Genomic DNA, 18960 nt, shown 5'->3' with positions numbered 1-18960 from the left:
AGTATGAGAATATTATCGGTAATAGACTGGAGCTGGTCGGAGATGCTGTGGGTGGCACTCATCAGTATCTGCCTCGTGTTCCTCGTGCTGGTTCTGCTGGTGTGGGTGATGAAGCTCTTCGGCTATGTCTTCACGCGCCGCCAGGCCGCTGCGACTGCCGCTGCCAATAAGTCCGCGGTAGTTCCGGGGCAGATCCACGACGAGGAGATCGCGGCCATCGCCACGGCCCTGAAGCTCTACCGGAGCGCCCTGCACGACAGGGAGTCCGAAGTGCTGACCATCATGAGCATCAAGCGTGCCTATTCGCCCTGGAATTCGAAAATTCACGGTTTAACCCCGCTTCCCGAAAGGAAATAGAACTTAAATAACAATGAAAGATTACTCACTGAAAATCAACGGACAGAATTATACCGTGCAGATCGACGAGGTGAACGACGCCTCGACGGTGGCGCACGTCGTCGTCAACGGTACGGCCTACGAGGTCGAGATCGAAGGCGCCAAGACCGCTGCCGCATCGCGGCCCCAGGTGGTGCCCGCTCCCAAGGAAGCCAACAGTGCCATGATTACCCCTGTGACGGCTTCGCCTTCGCCCCGCATCGCCCCTTCGGCCCCCTCGTCGGGTTACGCCGTGAAATGCCCGCTGCCCGGCACCGTGCTCTCGGTCAAGGTGCAGGTCGGCGACAAGGTGGCCTCGGGCCAGACGCTCGTCGTGCTCGAAGCCATGAAGATGGAGAACAATATCGACGCCGACCGTGCCGGTGTAGTCAAGGAGGTCTGCATCCAGCAGGGCGCTACGGTTATGGAAGGCGATAACCTGATCGTTATCGAATAGCCCTATGCTGACAATGCTAACCTCGAACGCTGACTTCGTATGGGACAGCCTGCGTAACTTCGCCGGTTCGACCGGTATCGCGGGTTTCTTCTCCGAGATGGGCTGGGGGAGCGTCGCCATGATCTGCGTGGCATTCTTCCTGCTCTACCTGGCTATCAGGCACAAGTTCGAACCGCTGTTGCTGTTCACCATCGCCTTCGGCATGCTGCTCACCAACCTGCCCGGTGCGAACCTCTACCATACCGAGCTTTTCGCCGACGGACATGTCCACTGGGATATTTTCGTGGCTAACGCCGGACTGCTCGACTACCTCTACCTGGGTGTGAAACTGGGTATCTACCCCTGCCTGATCTTCGTCGGCGTGGGGGCGATGACCGATTTCGGCCCGCTGATCGCCAACCCGAAGAGCTTCCTGCTCGGCGCCGCCGCGCAGATCGGCATCTTCGCGACGTTCCTCGGCGCCTACGCCCTGGGCTTCACGCCCGCGCAGGCCGGTTCCATCGGTATCATCGGCGGTGCGGACGGCCCGACGGCCATCTACCTCACCTCGATGCTGGCCCCCGAACTGCTGGGCCCGATCGCTGTGGCGGCCTACTCCTACATGGCGCTCGTGCCGGTGATCCAGCCGCCCATCATGCGCGCGCTGACCAGCAAGAAGGAGCGTGGCATCAAGATGCGTACGCTGCGCCCGGTTTCGAAGTTGGAGCGTATCCTCTTCCCGCTGATCATCGCCGTGATTATCTCGCTGCTGCTGCCGAGTGCGGCGCCGCTGATCGGCTGCCTCATGCTGGGTAACCTGATGAAGGAGTGCGGCGTGGTAGACCGTCTGAGCAAGACGGTGCAGAACGAACTGATGAACATCGTGGTGATTTTCCTCGGCCTCACGGTCGGCGCTACGGCTACGGCCGAGGCGTTCCTGAACTTCCGTACGCTGGGGATTCTCGTGCTGGGTGTCATCGCGTTTGCCATGGGAACCGCCGGAGGCGTGCTGCTGGCCAAACTGATGAACGTCTTCAGCAAGGACGGGAACAAGATCAACCCGCTGATCGGTTCGGCAGGCGTTTCGGCAGTCCCGATGGCTGCCCGCGTATCGCAGACCGAAGGCCAGAAGGAGAACCCTTCGAACTACCTGCTGATGCACGCCATGGGGCCCAACGTGGCCGGCGTGGTCGGTTCGGCCGTCGCTGCGGGTATCCTGCTGTCGTTCCTCGGATAATACTACGCCGGGCGGCTGAAGTGTCGTACGCGATAGGGGCGGGCTCCGAAAACCGGAGCCCGCCTTTTTTTGAGTGGTCGTGCCGGGTTTTTGCAGGCACTCGGCGCCGCTCTTCCGCCCCCGTAGGGATCCCTCGCCGGGGTCTCCGGCTCCCGTCTCGGTCTCTCTTCCAGCCGTTTTTTTGTTGCTGGATGCGTTTTATTGGACAACAGTGCGATTTTTTTCGTATCTTTATGAAAATTCCGATCCGCTTGTATCCGGTGAAAAAACGTTGGCTATGAAAAAATGGTGTGTATGGCTGCTTGCCCTGTGTGTGTCGCAGGGGGCTGCGGCGCAGGGTTCCGAGGCCGGGGAGTGCGTCTTCCACACGGGTTTAGAACAATATCCGACCTTTATGGGTGGAGACCTCACGGAGTTCCGTGCCTGGGTGTACCGGAATGTCCGCCATCCCCGCGAGGCCTTCGACCGAGGCGAGCAGGGGCGTATCCTCGTTAGCTTCGTCATCGACACGCTCGGGAACGTTACGCAGGTGGAGCCGTCGTTGTACGGCATCCGTTCCTCGTTTTTTGTATTTTTGTCCGGACTGATTCCTGAATTATGAGCCGAGGTAAATGGATCATTGCTTTTCTCTGCGTGCCGGCTGCCCTGCTCGGGGCTGCCTTGCTCGGGGCGGCTCTCCTCCGGTCGGGGCATATCTCCGGGAGGTTGCAGGCGGAAGGCGCCGAGACGAAGGCCGTGCTGACAGGCAGCTCTTCACGGGCTGAATTCGTCGGGTACAGGCCCCGCAGCCGTCGTTACCGCGGGAAACATACGGTCTGTTACTTCGATTACCGTTATGTGGTCGGCGGACAAACGTACACCGGTAAGGTGCGCAAGAAAGAGAACCTCCATACGGCCCGCATCGGCGATTCGGTCGTGGTGCGCTACCTGCCCGACGACCCCGGCGTGCACCGGCTCGTGACCGATTCGGCGGGCCGCTACAAGGTCGACCGCTGCGCCCGCGGGCGTTCCCGTAGCCGTCGCTGACCCGCGGCCGCGTTCCCGCCTGCCCGTCCGATTTGTAATTCCGGATATAAATATCGTATGTTTGCAGGGATCGTCTACCCGAATCCATTTGAAAATGACCCGATTCTTTTTTCTCCTTGCTGCGCTCCCGTGCTGTGCGGGCTGGGCTGCGGCACATCCGGCCATCCTGCCGGATACTTCCGCCGTGGTAAGGCCGGACACCACTGCTTCCGACCGGACTGTTTACCTGCGCGTGGACGAGCCTCCCCGGTTCCGGGGGGAAGGCGTGCTCGCTTTCCGGGACTGGGTGCTCCGGCACCTGCGTTTCGGCGCGGAGATGTTCCGCGAAGGGGTCGATGCGCGCCTGGTCGTGTCGTTCGTTGTCGGCAGGCAGGGGGCGGTCGAGGAGCCGGAAGTGGTCAGTTTGACGGACGAACGCTGCGCGGCCGAAGTCCTGCGTGTGCTCGCTTCAGCCCCGCTGTGGACGCCCGGCCGCCTGGAGAACGTTGCGGTGCGCACGAAACTGGTAATGCCCGTCAATATTCGGTTGGAGGTGCCTACGGCCGCGGATTCGCTCGCGGCGGGGCTGTCGGATGGAATTCCGTTGGAGGAGGATGTGGCCGGGGAAATGGAACGGATGCCGCTATTTCAGGGCGGGGATCTGCAAAGTTTCCGCAAATGGGTGATGGAGAACCTGAAATATCCCCGGGAGGCGCTCGAGGATGAAGTCGAAGACGACATTGTAGTGACGTTCATTGTCGAAAAGGACGGGACGCTGTCCGAAATCGTCGTGGAGCAGGGACGGAATCTGGCCCTGATCCGGGAAGTAGGGCGGGTGCTCACCCTGTCGCCCAAATGGGAACCCGGCCGGCTCGCGAACGGCGAACCGGTGCGGGTGAGGTATACGCTGCCGTTGATTTTCCGGCTGGACAGAACCCGGCCTGCCGGGCAGCCGGTGCGACCGTCCGTCCCGGGACGGAAAGTCCGGGTCGGCGTTGATGACTATTCTCGTTTTTAATCCGTATTATTTTGCAGAACGAAAACTTTTTAGTACCTTTGCGCACCCGTAAAGTGCGGGGAACGGATTACAAACAAGTTAAATTAAACGTAAAACACAGTGGATTCATTAAGCTACAAGACTATCTCGGCCAATGCTTCGACGGTGACCAAGGAATGGGTCGTCATCGACGCTGCGGATGAGGTATTGGGACGTCTTGCATCGCAGATCGCGAAGATCCTCCGAGGCAAGAACAAGCCCAGCTACACGCCCCACGTGGACTGCGGTGACTACGTCATCGTCATCAACGCGGACAAGGTGAAGCTCACGGGCAAAAAAATGACCGACAAGGTCTACACGCGTCACACCGGATACCCCGGCGGCCAGCGTTTCGCTACGCCTGCCGACTATCTGGCCAAGAAACCGACGTTCATCGTCGAAAAAGCAGTCAAGGGCATGCTGCCCCGCACCCGTCTGGGCGCCGCGCTGCTCAGAAACCTGAAGGTATATGCCGGCACGGAGCATCCGCACGCAGCGCAGAACCCGAAGACCATTAAGTTAAACGAGATTAAGTAAGAGTTATGGAAGTTGTAAACACCGTAGGTCGTCGTAAGGCCGCTGTGGCTCGCGTATACGTGAAGCCGGGTAAGGGTCAGATTACAATCAACCGCAAGGCGCTTGAAGTTTACTTCCCGCTCGAAATTCTCCAGTACCAGGTGAAGCAGCCGCTGCTGGCTACCAACACGGTGGAGAATTACGACATCGTCATCAACCTCGATGGCGGTGGTGTTACGGGACAGGCTTCGGCCGCTCGCTTGGGCATCGCACGCGCATTGTGCGAAATCGACGCTGAGATGCGTCCGGCACTGAAAAAGGCCGGGTTCCTCACGCGCGATCCCCGCGAGGTTGAGCGTAAGAAGCCCGGTCAGCCCGGAGCACGCCGCAAGTTCCAGTTCAGCAAGCGTTAATCGCACGACCGGATTTCGGCAAGCACGGTGCGGGTTACAAACCGGAAAGACTACCTATATTATCTATACGCGTATTACTTTCAGGTTGCCCCGCCGCGGAAAACCCGTGGGATCGGCCAGGCCGCTACCCGTCGGGTTGAAGAATAGAGAATTAAAATTAACAAACACGATTGAATTAAAATGTCACGTACAGATTTTAATACATTATTGGAAGCCGGTGCGCACTTCGGTCACCTGAAGCGCAAATGGAACCCCAAAATGGCTCCTTACATCTTCATGGAGAAGAACGGCATCCACATCATCGACCTGCACAAGACCGTGCTCAAGATCGATGAGGCTGCCGCAGCCATCAAGCAGATCGCCAAGAGCGGCCGCCGCGTGCTGTTCGTAGCCACGAAGAAACAAGCCAAGGATATTGTTGCCGAAAAGGTGGCAGCCGTCGGTATGCCTTACGTCACAGAGCGTTGGGCAGGCGGTATGCTGACAAACTTCCCCACCATACGTAAAGCCGTCAAGAAAATGGCTACCATCGACAAGATGAATAGCGACGGCACGTTCGATAACTTCTCCAAGCGTGAGAAGCTCCAGATTTCCCGCCAGCGCGCGAAGCTCGAGAAGAACCTCGGCTCGATCGCCGACCTGACGCGCCTGCCGGCCGCCCTGTTCGTCGTCGACGTGCAGAAGGAGGCCAACGCCGTAAGGGAGGCAAAACGCCTGAGCATCCCCGTATTTGCAATGGTAGATACTTGTTGTGATCCGACCGACATTGATTACGTTATACCTGCAAATGACGATGCTACCAAGTCGATTGCCGTGGTGCTCGAAGCCATGTGCGCCGCAATCGCCGAGGGTACCGAGGAGCGTAAGCTCGAAAAGGAGAAGGAAGCCCAGGAGGCTGAGGCAGGTGCCGACGCTCCCGTGAAGAAGGAGGGCAAGCCCCGCATCAAGAAGGCCGTGAAGGCAGCCATCGATGCCGAGCAGGCCGCCGTAGCCGAGGTTGTCGCAGCTGTGGAGACTCCGTTCGAGGAGCCCGCAGCCGAAGCAGCAGCCGTTGAAGCAGTAGCCGAAGAGGCAGCTGCGGAAGCGGTAGCCGAGGCCAAGGCCGAGTAATCGCCTTTTGGGGAAATCAATTAACAATAAAAAGAAAGGAAAATTATTATGGAAATCAAAGCTGCTGATGTAATGAAGCTCCGCAAGATGACCGGTGCCGGTATGATGGACTGCAAGAATGCCCTGATCGAGGCCGAAGGTGACTTTGCACGTGCTCAGGACATTATCCGCGAGAAAGGCAAGCTCGTCGTTGCCAAGCGCGCCGACCGCACCGCTACCGAGGGTGTCGTCGTTACGAAGATCGTAGGCCAGAAGGCTTACCTTCTCTGCCTGGCCTGCGAGACCGATTTCGTGGCTCAGAATGCAGAATATACCGCATCGGCCAACGCGATGCTGGAGGTTGCCGTAAAGAACGACGCCGCAGACCGCGACGCCCTGATGGCCTCGAAGAACGCCGAAGGCCACACCGTCGAGGAGATGGTGACCGAGAAATCGGGACAGACGGGCGAGAAGATCGAACTGGCATACTATGCCCGCATCGAGGCTCCCTACTGCGCTGCTTACGTGCACTTCAACAAGAAGCTCGGTACGATCCTCGGTTTCAACAAGGAGGTTCCCGCCGAGGTCGCCCACACCGTTGCCATGCAGGCTACGGCGATGGCTCCGGTTTCGATTTCGGAGGCCGACTGCCCCGCGGAGATCGTGGAGCACGAGCGTAAGATCGCCGTCGAGGCCATGAAGCAGGATCCCAAGAACGCCAACAAGCCCGAGGCTATCCTCGAGAAGATCGCCGAGGGTAAGATGCGCAAGTTCTTCGAGGAGAACACGCTGCTGAACCAGCCGGTGGTAGGCGAGAAGGAGACGATCGCCGAGTTCATCCACAAGGCGGACCAGGAGGCTACGGTTGTCGCTTACAAGCGTTTTGCGCTGGGCGAGTAATCTGTCACCAAGGGGTGCGATGCGCCCCGCCATATATTCGATAAGGCCGAAACCCACCGTGGTTTCGGCCTTTTTTTATCGGCAACCGTAATTTTTTTGCACTCCCTGGCGACTATTGGGGTAAAATGCTGAAACATGGATACGGAACAGCGGTTCATCGAACTTATCGAGCATCACAAACGCATAATCTACAAAGTGTGCTATGTCTATGCACCCGGGCGCGGGCAGATCGACGATTATTTTCAGGAGGTCGTGCTGGCTCTGTGGCGGGGATTCCCCGATTTCCGGGGAGAGAGCACAACAGCCACGTGGGTATACCGCATCGCATTGTATACCTGCATTTCGTTTGTCCGCCGCCGGATGCGGCGTCCGCAAAGCGTGCGCCTTTCGGTCGACCTGGCGTGCGACGACGATATGCAGGCCCGCGAGCAGCTCGACGAACTGTATGCGGTGATCTCACGCTTGGGCCGGCTCGACCGGGCGCTGATCCTGCTGTGGCTCGAAGAACATCCCGCCGGGGAGATCGCCGCCATCACGGGCCTGTCTCCCGGTAATGTGGCCGTGAAACTGACCCGTATCCGCTGCAAACTGCATAAAATGTATAACCGGTAAAATTCAAGAATTATGGAACTCGAAGAGTTGAAACTCAAATGGAAAGTACTCTCGGAACGGCTCGACCGGGAGCAGGTGATCCGGCGGCAGGATATGGAACGTATGCTGCGGGGACGTGTTGGTTCGTACTTGCACTATGTACAGTTCATGCTGCTGTTGGGTGTGGCGGTTGTCCCGCTATGTGTCGCAATCGGCAAATTCCGCGGAGTATCCGATATTTTCATCTGGTGGGTCGTGGCGGGCTACCTTTTATGTCTGCTCCCTTCGTTCTTTTCCCTGTGGTTGCTGCTGCGGGTGTCGCGCTGCGATGCCGATATCGTCGAGTGTGAACACCGCATGACCCGCTATGCGGCCTTTGCCGGAGCGTATTATATTTTCCAGTATGTCGTCGTAATCCTGTTCGTTGCAGGCATGCTGCTGTATGCGGCGGGCTACTATACGGCGCATGGCATGTGGTGGACGGTCGCCGCCCTGCTCTCGCTGACGGCGGTTGCCTGCATCGTGATAACACGTCATGAGTGGGGGCGTATCCGTGACCTGCAGCGGCGTATCCGCGAGCTGCGGGAATTCGATGAAGCGTAACGCTTTGTGCTGGAAACAGACGCACTCCGGGGCGGCTGTTTCGTTGGCCGGTCTGGAGTGCTTTTTTGCAGACTGCCGTTTCCCGGGAACCGCATTTATCGGCCGTCCGGTCTCCGGTTACCGGATTCCGAACCGCCACATGACCCGGAGGACGAAGCGCCGCACGCCCCGGGGGAGTGCCAGCCACCTGCGCGACCGCCGTTTCCAGCGGCGGGAGCTGGTGCGGACGATGCGTCCCGACGGCAGGATGACAGCCGTCATCACGGCGACGATATCCTTGCCGAGGCAATGCTCCGTCGTGCGGTAATTACCGTCCCCGGACAGGGTGAAACGGAGTGTCCCCGCGGCGGAATCCCTCTCTGCGGGGTTTTCCGCGGATGCCGCAGGGGACGGGGCATTCCCTGCGGCTGGTGCGCATACGGGACGGTTTCCTTCGCAGCGGACGCCTGTTTCGATCCCGACGATGCGGTGCAGGATATGGCGCCCTTCGCAGCGAAACAGGACGACGTCGCCCGTCCGCAGGGCGCCGATGCCGCTCGGCGGCGGAGCCGGATGGCGGGTGCCGCAGGCGGGTGTGTGCAGGTCGGGTGCCGTGCCGGGGGTGTCGCCGGAAAGTCGGGTCTGGCGGGCGGTGCTGGCATTGCCGTCGGCGGCGCGGGTTTCGGGGACGGGATCCGCAGGTGCCCCGGCTGCCGGGACAGGTGCCGGGGCATATTTCGCAATCGGGGTCAGTACGGCGATGTCCCGTTCGTTGCGCAGCAGCGGCCGCATACTGTGCCCTTTCATGCGGATCTGGACTTCGTGTCCTTCGGCGAGCATCGCTTCGACCTGTTCGAAGAAGAGGCGGTTGGTCAGCAGCATCAGCGGAGGGTGTTTGGGGCGTCGTCACCGAATACCGTGCGGCAGGAGAGACGGGCTGCCGCGGCATCGGGCAGGCATTCGAGGTGGTAGACGGGGACTTGCGCCACGATTTGGGATACGAGGCGGCAGATGGCGTCTTCCAGCCGCTCGTCGTGTGCGAACGACGGCGGGCACGAAGGCAGCAGCGCCCCGATGGCTTCGATGGGACGCAGGCGGCGGATGCGGTTCTGCGGTGCCTGCGAAAGCCGCACGATGCCCGCTATCGGATGGCTTACGTTGCGGTAACACGGGGTTTTGCCGCTCCACGGCGACCCGCAGGCGAGAACGCCTTGCAGGGCGGGAATCGTATCTGCCGCGGGAGCGCTTGCCGCTTCGGCAGCCCCTTCCGGGGCGATCCGGATGATCGGGCTGTCGTCGTTGAGCAGGCGTGCCCCGGGGATATGCTCGCGCCACAGGCGCGTGTGGGTGCTCTTTCCCGTGCCCGATTCGCCGAGGAAGAGTACGGCGCGCCCGTCCAGGCTGATCACCGACGAGTGTACGGCTACCGCCCGGCGTTCCAGCGCGGCGATGTTGAACATCGTCCACAGCCCGAAGCGGAACAGCGCCGGATTGTGCTCCGGGGTGATGTCGCTCGTGGCGTCGGGGCTGCCGAAGGCTTTGTGAAACCGTGCCGGGGCGCTGCCGTCGCGGGGTGTCATGGTAAGCAGGTAGCCCTCCGTGTCGCGGCCGAAACGGCAGTCGGCATCGGCGTCGGTGAAGTCGAATGCGTCGAGTTCGCAATAGCCGGCCGTGTCGCCGGCGAGCAGTCCCGTGTGCAGGATGAGGTCTGGTTGTGCCGTGTCCGCCGGGGATGTCGCAGGGTGGGGTGCACTCCTTTCCGTCCCCGGGGTTTCCGACGGGGAGGGTGCTGCGGTTGTCGCCGTTCCGGGCACGGGGCCCGCCATACGGTTGCTGCCGGCGTCCGTTTCCGTTTTGTTTTCGGCCGCGAACGGTGCCAGCGCCATGCCGAAGGCGCCTGTCGTGAACCGGTGCGGGATGTCGATGCGTATGCCGGCTATGAGGTATTCCATGTTTTATTCTCCTATCGTTATGATCCTGTTACAGTATTCGAGCGAGCTTTCGCGGTGGGCGATGACGACCAGTGTCAGCCCGGCATCCCGTGCAGCGAGCCCGGCGATAGAGCGGTTGATCTCCTCTTCGGTGCGGCTGTCGAGCGCCGAGGTCGCCTCGTCGAAGAAAAGCACGTCGGCCTGCCGGTAGAGCGCACGGGCGATGCCGATGCGCTGGCGCTGTCCGCCCGAGAGGCGGCAGCCGCACTCCCCGACGTGGGTGTCGATCCCTTTCGCCAGCCCGGTGACCAGCTCCCCGAGCTGTGCCGCGCGGAGCGCCTGCATGACCCGCTCCCGGTCGACCTCCCCGGCGGGGATGCCCAGCGCGACGTTGGCCGCGAAGCTGCCGTCGGCGATGAAAAGGTTTTGCGAGACGTACCCGATGCGGTTCTGCCATGCCCGGCGGTTGGCCGCCGTAAGTGGCGTGCCGTCGATGGCGATTTCACCCCCGCTCGGCTCGTACAGCCCCAGCAGCAGGTTGAAGAGCGTCGTTTTCCCGGCGCCCGAGGCTCCGCGGATACCGATGCGCTCGCCCTTGCGGATCGTCAGCGAAAGGCCGTGAAAAAGCTCGCGCCCGCCGTCCGCGAAGCGGAACCTAAGGTCGCGCACGGCGATCTCATGCCGGAACGGCAGCTTTTCGGGGGAGCTGGCGGTATCGGCGGCGGGGTTCCCGGGATTGCCGGAATTGCCGGAATTGCCGGGGGCAACGGTTGCGGCGGATGTGCTGCGCGGGCCGGGGGTGTCCCGGCAGTCCGGGTTTGCCGGCGCCGGGGGGCAGTCCGCTGCGGCGTCGCGCAGGATGCCGATCGTGTAGCGGTTGTATTTGATGGCCGTCCAGCCGGTCATGATGTTGCGCACCGAGGGCATCAGGCGCAGTGCGGCCACGGCGAATACGCCGAACAGCATTTGCGCCCGCCCGTCGCCGTCGCCGAGGCTCAGAGCCACGAGCAGGGCCATGCCCACGGCCAGCCCGACCTCGGTGAAGGTCTGGGGCAGCAGCCCGATCGCCGTTTCGCGCAGGCGCGTGCGGATCACCTGATCCATCGCCCGGTCGAACTGGCGGAGCATCATCGGGAAGGCATTGTTGATCTCGATGTCGGCATAGCCGCGGAAGGTCTCGGCCACGAGCCGCGCCTTTTCGCGCTGCGCCTTGTTTTCCAGCTCCCCGTAGCGGTTGATGCGGTTGCGCACCAGTCCGTAATAGAGCCAGATCGAGGGCAGGAAGACCGCCAGGGCGAGCAGTGCCGCGAGGGGCGTGTACCACATCAGCGCCCCGAACAGCAGCACGAGCAGCATCGCCTCGGCGGCGATGGCGGCGGCGGGTTTGAGCACGCCCGCCGCGAAGGCCAGGCAGACGACGTTGACGTTGCGGGCCAGTACGGCCGAGTTCGACGCCTTGACGAACGGCAGCCCCCGGTTGTGGTAGGTGACGAGCAGCCGCCGCGAGAGCGTGCGGTAGAGTGCGAAGATATAATTGCGTTCGACGCGGGCGAGCCACAGCCCGAGCAGGCTCTTCAGGACGATCACGCCCACCACGGCCGCGCAGACCGCCAGCGCGAAACTGCGCTGTGAGGCGAAGCCCAGCCCGTCGTAGGCGCGTGCCAGCATCCCGCCGCCCTCGAGGCTGCCGGGGTCGAGCACCAGCGCCAGCACAGGCAGCAGCATGGCCAGCCCGAGGAAATTCAGCCCTGCGCGCAGCAGGAGCGTGCAGGCGACCCACACTCCCCGGCGGCGGAACGCACGCGGTATGATGCCGATGGTTTCGTTCATCTTATCCTTCCACTTTTTCGATCTCCCCCAGTTTCACGTACCACAGGTACCCTTCGCATTCGGTGTAGCCCATTTGCCGCAGCAGGCCGAGGTATTCGCCCACCTGGCGGCGGTAGCGTCCGGGTTCGCGGCTTCCGAACTTGTAGTCGACGACCACGGCCCGCGTGCCGCGGATCATCACGCGGTCGGGGCGCCGGGTCGACCCGGCGCCGGGGACGATGATCTCGTTCTCGTTGCGCACGCGCTGCCAGCCGCCCCCGAACCATTCGCCCACGACGGGGTGCGCCAGCGCCCGGGCGATCATCCCCCGCAGCGCTTCGGCTTCGCCGGGCGACAGCGTGCCGTCGTCCCGCATCCGCTGCACGGCCTCGTAGATCTGTTGCCGGTCGTCGGCCTGCTCGAACGCTTTGTGCATCAGGATGCCGAAGTTGCGGGGCGAGAGTTCCACCTCGTCCTCCTCCTCGAAATAACGTTGCGAGGGGAGCCTCAGCCGCAGGTCGGCGCGTGCCGTGGGGTAGTTCTCCAGCACGACGTGCCTGCCGTCGGAAGCTTTGCCGCCGCCGGGCACGGGGCCCGTGAAGAGTCCGAATTCGAACCTTTCGCCCTCCTCGGTCGCGGTGCGGCGCCCTTCGGTGCCGTCGAGCAGCGCTTTGTCGCCGTCGGCTCCGATGCTTTGCAGCAGCAGCCCGCCGACGCTCTTGCCGCCCTTGCGGGGGATGAAGACGTGCAGCGACTCGGCGGCGCGTGTCAGGGCCACGTACAGCAGATTGATGTTGTCGACGTGCGAATAGACCAGCTCGCGGTAGTACTCCGCCGAGAAGCCCGATTCGGCCATCGCCTTCTTGTATTTCACCGGGAAGCGCCCGACGGCGCCCGCATCGCCCTGTGCCTCGGCCCAGACGATGTTCGTCACGTTGCCGCCCGACTTGGGATCGAGCTGCCACGAGCACCAGGGGATCAGCACCACGCGCTTTTCGAGCCCCTTGGCCTTGTGTATGGTCGTGATCTCGACGGTCGTTGCGCTCTCGTCGACGCTCAGCGATCGGTTCTGCCCCTGCTGCTCCCACCAGTCGAGGAACAGCGAGATGTCGGCGATCTTGCTGGCGCAGAAGCCGATGATCTGTTCGTGTATGGCTTGCAGGTAGGCCGTCTGCTGCCTGTCGTCGTGCAGCGCGTGGCGCATGACGATCCGCTCGAACGCCTCCTCGGGCGACAGCAGCCGGATCGAACGGAAAAAGGTGCGTTCGTTCCCGGGCAGCGGGCGGTCGAACCCGCGCCCCAGGTAGTGGTTGTAGACGGCGCGGCTGAGCGAGTCGTCGGGGTTGAGCGACAGGCGCAGCGCCGCGGCGATGAACGAACTGACGGGGGCGTTGCCCACGATCAGCGCTTCCTGTGTCATCACATCGAACCGGTAGCGCGGGTCGTCGTTGCGGCGTTTGAAATCCAGCAGCTCGGCGGCCACCTTGGCGCCGTCGGTCGCCCCGCGCACCAGGATCATGATGTCGCACGGACGGAAACCCTTGTCCAGCACCTCGCAGATGCGCTCCACGACGGGCGGCCGTTCGGCGAAGGTTTCCACCGAAACATAGCCCGGCACCCCGCCCAGGCGGCGGGGTGTCTGCGCATGTTCGCGGTAAGCCTTTTGCAGGGTGTCGCGCAGCCCGGCGGCGGTGCGGGCGTCCATGTCGCCCCGCGCCGCGGCTTCGTCCAGCGTCGCGTTGAGCGCCCGGTTGTCGGCTTCGACCACGCGGCCGATGGCCTTGTTGTTGAAATCCACCACGGCGGGCAGGCTGCGGTAGTTTTCCGTGAGGTTGACCAGTTCGGTGCTGTCCGCGCCCAGCGCCCGCTGCGCCTGCGAGTGGAGTATTTTCCAGTCGCCGCCCCGCCAGCGGTAGATCGACTGCTTGATGTCGCCCACGATCAGCACCGAGGTCGCCTCGCTCTGCGCCATGGCGTTTTGCAGCAGGGGCAGGAAATTCTCCCACTCCTTCACGGAGGTGTCCTGAAATTCGTCGATCATGAAGTGTTCGAAGCGGTTGCCGACCTTCTCGTAGATGAACGGCGCGTCGTTGTGGCCGATGAATTCCGAGAGGATGTATTTGGTCTCCGAGAGGAGCATCATGTTTTCCTGGTCGCACATCTGCTGCACCTTGGCATAGAGGTCGGAGAGCAGCGCGAAGCTGCGGTAGTTCTCGCGCAGCAGGTCGCAGGTGTTCCACGCGCGGACGTTCTCATCGTAGAGGCCGCACATTTCGCGCAGCAGGGGTTGCAGCCGGGGACGCAGCCCCTGTGCCGTGCTGCCGGGTTTTCCCCACGCCTCGTCCCGGGTGCAGGCCGCCTCCGCGCGGCTTCCGTAGCGCTCGAAGCTGCCGCCCGCCACGGCGTAGAAATAGGCCGCGAAGCCCGAGCCTTTGTAGGGGAAGTCGGCGACCGAGGCGCCTGCGTCCCCGATGATCCGCACGGCTTCGGCCGCAGCGTCCTGCATCCGTTTTTTGGTCGCCGCGGCGTGCGCCGTGGCTTCGCCCACGATACGCGCCAGTTCCTCGCGCGGGCGGGCCGCCGAGAGTGCGTCCTTGTTTTTCTCCTTGAACAGCTCGCCTCCCAGCGTGAGGATGCCGTCGCGGATGTCCCATTTCTTGCCTTCGTCAATGCGCTCCTGCACGAAGTCCGTGAGCCAGCGCTGCAGGTCGCGGTCGGTGGTGATCTGCTCGATGAGCGTGTCGGCGCTCTTGGTCAGCACCGAGGCCGTTTCGATCTCGACGTTGTAATTGAGGTCGATGCCCAGCTCCTTGATGAAGGCGCGCAGGATGCGCTGGAAGAAGGTGTCGATCGTCAGCACCGTGAAGCGCGAATAGTCGTGCAGGATCTTCGACCGCACCTCCCGGGCGCGTCGGCGCACCGTGGCGGCATCGAGCGACAATTCGCGGCAGAGGTTGTCGAGGTAGGAGCTCGGCTGTCCCGAGGCCAGCAGGTGTATCTCCTTGAGGATGCGCGATTTCATCTCCTCGGTGGCCTTGTTGGTGAAGGTCACGGCGAGGATGTGGCGGTAAATGCCGGGCTGTTCGACCACGTCGCGCACGTATTTGTACGCCAACTGGTAGGTCTTGCCCGACCCCGCGCTTGCATTCAGAATTCTCGCCCTCACTGTCCGAAATGTCGTTTTAGGTAGTAAAAGTACAAAACAAATCCCGAACGGCAAACCGGGGTTCGCAATAATTTTGTATTTTAGCGACGTATTTAAACCTACAATGTATGAAGAAGATGATTCTGAGCGCCGTGATGCTGGTTTTCGCAGCCTCCGGCCGTGCACAGGAGGCGGGTGCCGCAAGTCCTACGGAACATAACGAGTGGCTGACCACGTTCGAGGCCGTCGCGGTGGATGCCGACCTGGATATCAAATTCGTGAAAGTCCCCGACACCGAGGCCCCCAAGATCGTATACGACACGAAAGGTTCCTATACTTCGAAATTCCGCGCCGAGGTGAAGGACAAAACCCTGCGTATCAGCGAGAGGCCCGATTCGCGCCGTCCCGACCGCACCGAGGTGACGGTCTATTACAATACGTTGCAGTCCGTTTCGCTGTCGGGCGCCGCAGCCGTGTTCGAGGAGACGGTGGATGCGGTGCAGCTCGACCTGACGCTGGGGCGCAAGGCGTCGCTCACAGCGGCGTTCGATGTCAAAGACCTCAGGATGGAGCTCACGGGCGGCAGCAGCGCGACGCTCACCGGCAAGGCGAGCTACCTGACGCTGTTCGCCTCGACGGGCAGGGTCGCGGCCTCGGGGCTGGAGGTGATGTCGGCCGAGGTCAATGCCCAGAGCAAGGCCGACGTGTCGCTGTGGATCACCGACCGGTTCATCGGCAAGACCACGACTAACGCCCGTATCACCTATAAGGGGCAGCCTGCCGTCGTGCGCGGCGGCGCCAAGTTCATGGGCGGTGAGATCAGCCACGTAGAATAGTCTCATGGAACAATAATGCGAAGGGGGCTTCCGGATCCCGGGCGGACAATACCGCCGGGGAAGTCGCCGGGGCTGTCCGAACTGCTATGAAGGGATTTCTGGAGGAGGTGGCCGCCGACCTGTATGCGCGCTATGGCGAGGGATTGTCCGAACGGGCGGTGCTCTTCCCGTCGCGGCGTGCGCGGTTGTTTTTCGTCGATGCCCTGGGGCGTATCGCCGGGCGGCCGATGTGGCAGCCCGAATGGGTGACGATCGACGACCTGACGGGCGAAATATCGGGGCTGCATACGGGCGACCGCGTGCGGCTCATCACCGAGCTCTACAAAGTCTACTCGGCCTACCACAACGAACCTTTCGACAAGTTCTATTTCTGGGGCGACATGCTCCTCACGGACTTCGATACGATCGACAAATACCTGATCGACGCGCAGATGCTGTTCCGCAACATCTCGGAGATCAAGGAGATCGAAGCCGATATTTCCTACCTCACGCCCGCGCAGCTGCGCATCCTTTCGTTCTGGTCCTCGTTCGGCGAGCAGGCCGACCTTTCGGAGGAGAAACGCCGTTTCCTGGCGATCTGGAAGACCCTCGGCCCCATCTACCGCCGCTTCCGGGAGCGTCTCTCGTCGCTCGGCATCGCCTACAACGGCATGGTGCAGCGCGCCGCCGCCGACCGCATCCGCGGGGGCGGGTTCGCCTTCCCCGAGCCCCGGCGTTATGTCGTGGCGGGGTTCAACGCCCTTTCCGAGTGCGAGAAGCGCCTTTTCGGGTTCCTCGCCACGGCGGCCGAAACCGATTTTTACTGGGACTACGACTCTTATTATAAGGACGACCCCGAACAGGAGGCGGGTATGTTCGTGCGTTCGAACGTGGCGCAGTTCCCGCCCCGCACGGAACTTCGGCACGACAACATGCGGGGAGAGAAGCAGATCGTGTCGGTCGCCGCCGTCTCGAACGCCGTGCAGTGCAAGTATGCCGCGGCGATCCTCGCCGATCTGGCCCGCCGCCGCAGGGAGGAAGACTCCGGCATCGCCGCGGGCGCCAGGCCCGCGCTGGGCAAGGAGACCGCCGTGGTGCTTACCGACGAGAACCTGTTGCTGCCGTTGCTGTACGCCCTGCCCGCCGACATCGGACGGGTGAACGTGACGATGGGCTTCCCCCTGCGGCAGAGCCTGGCCTACACGTTCGTCGAGCGTCTGGTGGAGTTGCAGAACCACCGCCGCCGCAAGGGCGACGGCTGCACGTTCTACCATGCCGACGTCGCCGGCATCCTCGCACACCCCTATGTGGCCGAGTGCGACGCCGCACTCACGCGCACGATGCACGAGGAGATCGTCCGTGACCGCCGCATTTCGGTCGATGCCGCGTGGCTGGGCCGCAACGAACTGCTGAAACGGATCTTTACGCCCGCCGCGACGTGGCGCGAGTTGTCCGACTACATGCTGGACGTGGTCGCCGCCGTGGCGCGCCAGCCCTACGAGGGCGACGATGCACGGCAGCGGGTCGAATTCCTGGCGGTCATCGCCGAGCAGGTCACCAAGTTGCGCAACTCGCTCGACGAGTGCGATATCGACCTTACGGCCGAGGTCTACACCTCGCTGCTGCGCCGGCACTTGCAGACGCTGCGCATCCCCTTCGAGGGCGAGCCGCTGGAGGGCATCCAGATCATGGGGATCCTCGAGACCCGCAACCTCGATTTCGAAAACGTCATCATCCTTTCGATGAACGACGACAATTTCCCCGGCAATCATATGGCGCAGGCGTCGTTCATCCCCTGCAACCTGCGTGCGGCCTACGAGCTGCCCACGCCCGAGCACCACGAGGGCGTCTATGCCTACTATTTCTACCGCCTGATCCAGCGCGCCAAGACCGTCCACATGCTCTATTGCTCGCACGCCGACGACAAGTCGACGGGCGAGCCGAGCCGCTATATCTACCAGTTGGACTACGAGAGCGGCTTCGACGTGCGCAAGGTCGAAGTGGGGGTGGACGTCAACCTGGCCGAAACGGCGCCGATCGAGGTGCCCAAGGACGAAGGGGTGATGGCCCGGCTGGAGCGTTTCGTCGACGCCCAAAGCCCTGCGACGCTCTCGCCGACGGCGTTTTTCCGCTACGTGGCCTGCCCCTTGCGCTTCTATTTCCATTCCATAGCCCGCTTGGAGGCCGATGACGAAATTTCCGAGGAGGTCGATGCCCCGATGTTCGGTACGATCCTCCATGCCGCCGTGCAGACGCTTTACGCCCGCATCGCGGGGGAGGCGCATCCCGGTGAAACCCTGCGTGCGATGATCCGTACGGGCGAAGTGGCGCAGGCGGTCGAGGCGGCCATCAACGAGAACTATTTGCAGGATAAACATGCTACGGCCGAGGATTATTCGGGCAACCTGCTGCTGGTGAAGGACATCGTGATCCGTTACCTGCGGGGCGGGGTGATGCCCTACGACGCTGCGCACGATGCTTTCGCCGTGTCGGGGCTGGAGGAGCCCGTGGCCTATCCGTTCCGCTTCCGCGCGGGCGGGCGCGACCTGGAGATGAAATTCGCCGGCATCGCTGACCGTATCGACACGCTCGACGACGGGGCGCTGAGGGTGGTGGACTACAAGACCGGGGCGCCGCACCTCGAATTCGACGGCGTGGAGAGCCTGTTCACGGGCACGGGCAAACAACGCCTTTCGAACATCCTGCAAACGCTGCTCTACGCGATGATGCTGCACCGGTCGCGCGGCTGCGACGTCGAACCGGCACTCTATTACGTCCGCAACATGAACCGCCCCGGCTATTCGCCGCAGCTGGACGACAAGCAAACGGGGGTGAAGGGGGCGCGCTATACGCTTTACCGCGAGCGTTTCGAGGAACTGCTGCGCGCGCAGCTCGCCGAACTCTACGACACCTCGGTTCCGTTCCGCCAGTGCGAGGATGCCGATACCTGCAAGTACTGCGACTTCAACGTGATCTGCAAGCGGTGAGGATGAGCAAGGGGGGGGCTTCCTTCGGGGAGCCGTCCAGGCAGAAATGCTCTTTGGCCTGCCCGTCACTTTTAACTGCCGGTATCGCTGCCG

General features: G+C 62.3%; 18 protein-coding genes. 14 read left to right on the top strand and 4 right to left on the bottom strand.

Annotated elements, in window-relative coordinates:
* Positions 1 to 3: 3 nt before the first annotated feature.
* The 12 genes from B3C38_RS06980 to B3C38_RS06925 all read left to right on the top strand — a co-directional run bounded on the left by B3C38_RS06980 (position 4) and on the right by B3C38_RS06925 (position 8201).
* Complete coding sequence (locus B3C38_RS06980) at positions 4 to 357, top strand: OadG family transporter subunit (RefSeq protein WP_022332206.1); 354 nt, start codon at positions 4 to 6, stop codon at positions 355 to 357.
* Positions 358 to 370: 13 nt separating this feature from the next.
* Positions 371 to 832 (top strand): biotin/lipoyl-containing protein, encoded by a 462-nt coding sequence (locus B3C38_RS06975; RefSeq protein ID WP_286726398.1) that lies wholly within the window; start codon positions 371 to 373, stop codon positions 830 to 832.
* Positions 833 to 836: 4 nt separating this feature from the next.
* Positions 837 to 2048, top strand: coding sequence for a sodium ion-translocating decarboxylase subunit beta (locus B3C38_RS06970; RefSeq protein WP_286726397.1), 1212 nt, complete (start codon positions 837 to 839; stop codon positions 2046 to 2048).
* A gap of 277 nt (positions 2049 to 2325) precedes the next feature.
* Complete coding sequence (locus tag B3C38_RS06965; RefSeq protein WP_055212250.1) at positions 2326 to 2649, top strand: energy transducer TonB; 324 nt, start codon at positions 2326 to 2328, stop codon at positions 2647 to 2649.
* Positions 2646 to 3074 carry a DUF3592 domain-containing protein gene (locus tag B3C38_RS06960; RefSeq protein ID WP_276655523.1) on the top strand — a complete coding sequence of 143 codons (429 nt, stop codon included), beginning with the start codon at positions 2646 to 2648 and terminating at the stop codon, positions 3072 to 3074. The genes B3C38_RS06965 and B3C38_RS06960 overlap by 4 nt, the downstream gene beginning before the upstream one ends.
* A gap of 94 nt (positions 3075 to 3168) precedes the next feature.
* Positions 3169 to 4071, top strand: coding sequence for an energy transducer TonB (locus B3C38_RS06955; protein WP_286726395.1), 903 nt, complete (start codon positions 3169 to 3171; stop codon positions 4069 to 4071).
* A gap of 99 nt (positions 4072 to 4170) precedes the next feature.
* Entirely contained in the window at positions 4171 to 4626 is a 456-nt protein-coding gene (gene rplM, locus B3C38_RS06950) for a 50S ribosomal protein L13 (protein ID WP_018697208.1), read from the top strand.
* Positions 4627 to 4631: 5 nt separating this feature from the next.
* Positions 4632 to 5018, top strand: coding sequence for a 30S ribosomal protein S9 (gene rpsI / locus B3C38_RS06945; RefSeq protein ID WP_018697207.1), 387 nt, complete (start codon positions 4632 to 4634; stop codon positions 5016 to 5018).
* Positions 5019 to 5198: 180 nt separating this feature from the next.
* A complete protein-coding gene (rpsB, locus tag B3C38_RS06940; RefSeq protein ID WP_055212255.1) occupies positions 5199 to 6128 on the top strand; it encodes a 30S ribosomal protein S2 in 930 nt (309 codons plus the stop codon).
* Positions 6129 to 6176: 48 nt separating this feature from the next.
* Positions 6177 to 7007, top strand: a complete 831-nt coding sequence (gene tsf / locus B3C38_RS06935) for a translation elongation factor Ts (protein ID WP_286726394.1) — start codon at positions 6177 to 6179, stop codon at positions 7005 to 7007.
* A 135-nt stretch (positions 7008 to 7142) separates the two neighbouring features.
* Positions 7143 to 7619, top strand: coding sequence for an RNA polymerase sigma factor (locus B3C38_RS06930; protein WP_286726393.1), 477 nt, complete (start codon positions 7143 to 7145; stop codon positions 7617 to 7619).
* 12 nt (positions 7620 to 7631) lie between these two features.
* The gene (locus B3C38_RS06925) at positions 7632 to 8201 is read left to right on the top strand and encodes a hypothetical protein (protein ID WP_286726392.1); all 570 of its coding nucleotides are present in this window, start codon (positions 7632 to 7634) and stop codon (positions 8199 to 8201) included.
* Between the two features lie 117 nt (positions 8202 to 8318).
* On the opposite strand, the gene B3C38_RS06920 is transcribed toward B3C38_RS06925, so the two are convergent.
* The 4 genes from B3C38_RS06920 to B3C38_RS06905 are packed head-to-tail and all read right to left on the bottom strand — an operon-like array spanning position 8319 to position 15086.
* Positions 8319 to 9062 carry a hypothetical protein gene (locus B3C38_RS06920; RefSeq protein WP_286726391.1) on the bottom strand — a complete coding sequence of 248 codons (744 nt, stop codon included), beginning with the start codon at positions 9060 to 9062 and terminating at the stop codon, positions 8319 to 8321.
* A complete protein-coding gene (locus B3C38_RS06915) occupies positions 9062 to 10132 on the bottom strand; it encodes a hypothetical protein (protein ID WP_022332217.1) in 1071 nt (356 codons plus the stop codon). The genes B3C38_RS06920 and B3C38_RS06915 overlap by 1 nt, the downstream gene beginning before the upstream one ends.
* A gap of 3 nt (positions 10133 to 10135) precedes the next feature.
* Positions 10136 to 11941 (bottom strand): ABC transporter ATP-binding protein, encoded by a 1806-nt coding sequence (locus tag B3C38_RS06910; protein ID WP_286726389.1) that lies wholly within the window; start codon positions 11939 to 11941, stop codon positions 10136 to 10138.
* Between the two features lies 1 nt (position 11942).
* Complete coding sequence (locus B3C38_RS06905) at positions 11943 to 15086, bottom strand: UvrD-helicase domain-containing protein (RefSeq protein WP_286726388.1); 3144 nt, start codon at positions 15084 to 15086, stop codon at positions 11943 to 11945.
* A gap of 107 nt (positions 15087 to 15193) precedes the next feature.
* Here B3C38_RS06905 and B3C38_RS06900 point away from each other — a divergent pair, with 107 nt between their 5' ends.
* On the top strand, positions 15194 to 15901 hold the full coding sequence (locus tag B3C38_RS06900; RefSeq protein ID WP_286726386.1) for a GIN domain-containing protein: 708 nt from the start codon (positions 15194 to 15196) through the stop codon (positions 15899 to 15901).
* Between the two features lie 86 nt (positions 15902 to 15987).
* Complete coding sequence (locus tag B3C38_RS06895) at positions 15988 to 18867, top strand: PD-(D/E)XK nuclease family protein (protein WP_286726384.1); 2880 nt, start codon at positions 15988 to 15990, stop codon at positions 18865 to 18867.
* The last annotated feature ends 93 nt before the right edge of the window (positions 18868 to 18960 follow it).

The sequence above is a fragment of the Alistipes sp. UBA1686 genome (genome assembly GCF_002320215.1).
GTDB classification, from domain to species: Bacteria; Bacteroidota; Bacteroidia; order Bacteroidales; family Rikenellaceae; genus Alistipes; species Alistipes onderdonkii.
The sequence above is the reverse complement of the archived record's forward strand: the minus strand, read 5'-3'. Positions and strand labels throughout refer to the sequence as shown.

What these genes read in the sequence shown, in the direction of transcription:
- B3C38_RS06980 (WP_022332206.1), top strand. Translation starts at nt 4, where the DNA reads ATGAGAATATTATCGGTAATAGACTGGAGCTGGTCGGAGATGCTGTGG.
- B3C38_RS06975 (WP_286726398.1), top strand. Translation starts at nt 371, where the DNA reads ATGAAAGATTACTCACTGAAAATCAACGGACAGAATTATACCGTGCAG.
- B3C38_RS06970 (WP_286726397.1), top strand. Translation starts at nt 837, where the DNA reads ATGCTGACAATGCTAACCTCGAACGCTGACTTCGTATGGGACAGCCTG.
- B3C38_RS06965 (WP_055212250.1), top strand. Translation starts at nt 2,326, where the DNA reads ATGAAAAAATGGTGTGTATGGCTGCTTGCCCTGTGTGTGTCGCAGGGG.
- B3C38_RS06960 (WP_276655523.1), top strand. Translation starts at nt 2,646, where the DNA reads ATGAGCCGAGGTAAATGGATCATTGCTTTTCTCTGCGTGCCGGCTGCC.
- B3C38_RS06955 (WP_286726395.1), top strand. Translation starts at nt 3,169, where the DNA reads ATGACCCGATTCTTTTTTCTCCTTGCTGCGCTCCCGTGCTGTGCGGGC.
- rpsI (WP_018697207.1), top strand. Translation starts at nt 4,632, where the DNA reads ATGGAAGTTGTAAACACCGTAGGTCGTCGTAAGGCCGCTGTGGCTCGC.
- rpsB (WP_055212255.1), top strand. Translation starts at nt 5,199, where the DNA reads ATGTCACGTACAGATTTTAATACATTATTGGAAGCCGGTGCGCACTTC.
- tsf (WP_286726394.1), top strand. Translation starts at nt 6,177, where the DNA reads ATGGAAATCAAAGCTGCTGATGTAATGAAGCTCCGCAAGATGACCGGT.
- B3C38_RS06930 (WP_286726393.1), top strand. Translation starts at nt 7,143, where the DNA reads ATGGATACGGAACAGCGGTTCATCGAACTTATCGAGCATCACAAACGC.
- B3C38_RS06925 (WP_286726392.1), top strand. Translation starts at nt 7,632, where the DNA reads ATGGAACTCGAAGAGTTGAAACTCAAATGGAAAGTACTCTCGGAACGG.
- B3C38_RS06920 (WP_286726391.1), bottom strand. Translation starts at nt 9,062, where the DNA reads ATGCTGCTGACCAACCGCCTCTTCTTCGAACAGGTCGAAGCGATGCTC.
- B3C38_RS06915 (WP_022332217.1), bottom strand. Translation starts at nt 10,132, where the DNA reads ATGGAATACCTCATAGCCGGCATACGCATCGACATCCCGCACCGGTTC.
- B3C38_RS06910 (WP_286726389.1), bottom strand. Translation starts at nt 11,941, where the DNA reads ATGAACGAAACCATCGGCATCATACCGCGTGCGTTCCGCCGCCGGGGA.
- B3C38_RS06900 (WP_286726386.1), top strand. Translation starts at nt 15,194, where the DNA reads ATGAAGAAGATGATTCTGAGCGCCGTGATGCTGGTTTTCGCAGCCTCC.
- B3C38_RS06895 (WP_286726384.1), top strand. Translation starts at nt 15,988, where the DNA reads ATGAAGGGATTTCTGGAGGAGGTGGCCGCCGACCTGTATGCGCGCTAT.